Origin of the sequence: Actinoplanes sp. NPDC051633 (assembly GCF_040681735.1) — a bacterium.
In the GTDB taxonomy this organism is placed as follows: Bacteria; Actinomycetota; Actinomycetes; order Mycobacteriales; family Micromonosporaceae; genus Actinoplanes.
Window position 1 is genome coordinate 1 of the sequence record NZ_JBFAZH010001264.1, and the last position, 2136, is coordinate 2136.

Sequence of the window (2136 nt, forward strand, 5' to 3'; positions counted from 1 at the left end):
CATGTGTACTGGCGTACACACCGTTACGTACGATCGTACACATGACCGTCCGGAACGCGCGCCTCGCGGTGGCCGCCCTCTTCTTCACCAACGGCGCGCTGTTCGCCAACCTCATCCCGCGCTACCCGCAGATCAAGGCGGATCTCGAGCTGAGCAACTCGCTCTACGGCCTCTCGATCGCCGCGTTCCCGGCCGGCGCGATCGTGGCCGGGCTGGCGGCCGGCGTGCTCATCCGGCGCTTCGGCTCGGCCCGCGTGGCCGTCGCCGGCACCCTGCTGACCGCCGCGGGTGTTTTCGTCGCCGGCGTGGCCCCCGCCGTGCTCGCCCTCGCCGCGGCCCTGTTCCTGGCCGGCGCGATGGACGCCGTCACCGACGTGGCTCAGAACGCGCACGGGCTCGAGGTGCAGCGGCACTACGGCCGGTCGATCATCAACTCGTTCCACGCCGTGTGGTCGATCGGCGCGGTCACCGGCGGCGCGATGGCGGCCGGCGCGATCGCCCTCGACCTGCCGCGCGCGATGCATCTCGGCATCTCCGGCGTGCTCTTCGCGATCGTCGCGCTGGTCGCGTTGCGTTTCTGCCTGCCCGCCGATCGCGGCGAGCCGGCCGCGGTGACCCGGGCGGCCGGCACGACTCGTCCGTCCGCCGGTGCGCGCACCTGGCTGATCGTCGGCGCTCTGGTGCTGATCGCCATCGGCGGCGCGATCGTCGAGGACGCCGGCAACTCGTGGGCCGCGGTCTACCTCTCCGGCGACCTGCACGCCGCCGCCGCGGTCGCCGCGTGGGGCTACATCGCGCTGGTCGGGGCGCAGTTCGCCGGCCGCCTGGTCGGTGACCGGCTGGTGGACCGCTTCGGTCAGCGGGCCGTCGCGCGGGCCGGCGGCCTGGTCGTGGCGGGCGGCATGGGCCTGGCGCTGGCCGTCCCGACCGTCGCCGGCACGATCCTCGGCTTCGCGGCGGCCGGGTTCGGGGTGGCGACGCTGGTGCCCGCCGCGATGCACGAGGCGGACGAACTGCCGGGCCTCAAGCCGGGCACCGGCCTGACCGTCGTCTCCTGGCTGATGCGGCTGGGTTTCCTGCTGTCGCCGCCGGTGGTCGGCGCGGTCGCCGACAACGCCGGCCTGCGCACCGGTCTGCTCGTCGTCCCGGCCGCGGGCGTGCTGGTCATCGTCCTGGCCGGCGTCCTGCAGGGCCGCCGGACGTCTCGAGACCGCGACCGGGAGGCCGACAGCGCCCCGGCCCTCGTCTGACCGGTCCGCGCACCCCGTTTCGCCGGCGAGCTGCCTGTGCGGCAGGCCGCGGCGAAACGGGGCGGTCGGTCCACCGTCGACGTGGTCCGGCTCAGAGGGCGGCCATGCACATCAGTGTCGGCGGGGCCGGGGTGCCGCTGCCGATGAACCCGAACGTCGCCGTGCCGCCGCTGCGCAGGGATCCGTTGTAGGCCACGTTCGTCGCCGTCACCAGCGGACCCGACGTGGTCACGGTGGCATTCCAGCTCTGCTGCACCGTCTGTGCCGCCGGGTAGTGGACGTGCACGGTCCAGCCGCTGATCGGGCTCGAGCCGGCGGTCACCGTCACCGCGGCCTGGAAGCCGCCCTGCCACTGCGACGAGACCGAGTAGGCGGCGTTGCAGTCGCCCACCGGCTCCGGGTCAGGATCCGGGTCCGGATCCGGGTCGGGGTCGGGGTCCGGGTCGGGGTCCGGGTCGCCCGAGCCGTCGAACGCCACGTCGCTGCACCAGTAGTACGACTGGTCCAGGTGACTGGCCTGCCAGATCGTGTAGACCACGGCCCGCCCGGTGCGCCCGGGCACGGAGACCGGCAGCTCGAGCTGCACGCCGCCGGTCACCGGGGTCCACTGCGACACGGGGGTGTTGCCGATCTGCGACACCAGCTCCAGATCACCCCAGCCGAGTGGTTCGGTCTTGGGGTCGTAGCCCGGCTTGCTGACGTAGACCCGGATGTAGTCGGCGCCGTGCGATGCCTGGTCGAACACGCGCACCTTGAACGACGTGCCGGTCGGCGTCGCCTTCCAGTCGCCGACCGTGTCCATCGCGGCGTACCGGCCGCCCTGCGTGCGCCCGGCGCTGCACAGCTGACCGTCCGGGATCGCCGCCTGGTGGTTGCCGGCGACGCC

At 73.5% G+C, this 2136-nt stretch carries 2 protein-coding genes; one reads left to right on the forward strand and one right to left on the reverse strand.

Features of this window, described 5'->3' with window-relative positions; all coding sequences use genetic code 11:
* The first annotated feature begins 41 nt into the window (after positions 1 to 41).
* A complete protein-coding gene (locus AB0M20_RS39860) occupies positions 42 to 1250 on the forward strand; it encodes an MFS transporter (RefSeq protein ID WP_364306305.1) in 1209 nt (402 codons plus the stop codon).
* Between the two features lie 91 nt (positions 1251 to 1341).
* On the opposite strand, the gene AB0M20_RS39865 is transcribed toward AB0M20_RS39860, so the two are convergent.
* Positions 1342 to 2136, reverse strand: a 795-nt coding sequence (locus tag AB0M20_RS39865; RefSeq protein ID WP_364306307.1) for a lytic polysaccharide monooxygenase, incomplete at its 5' end; no start/stop codon positions are given.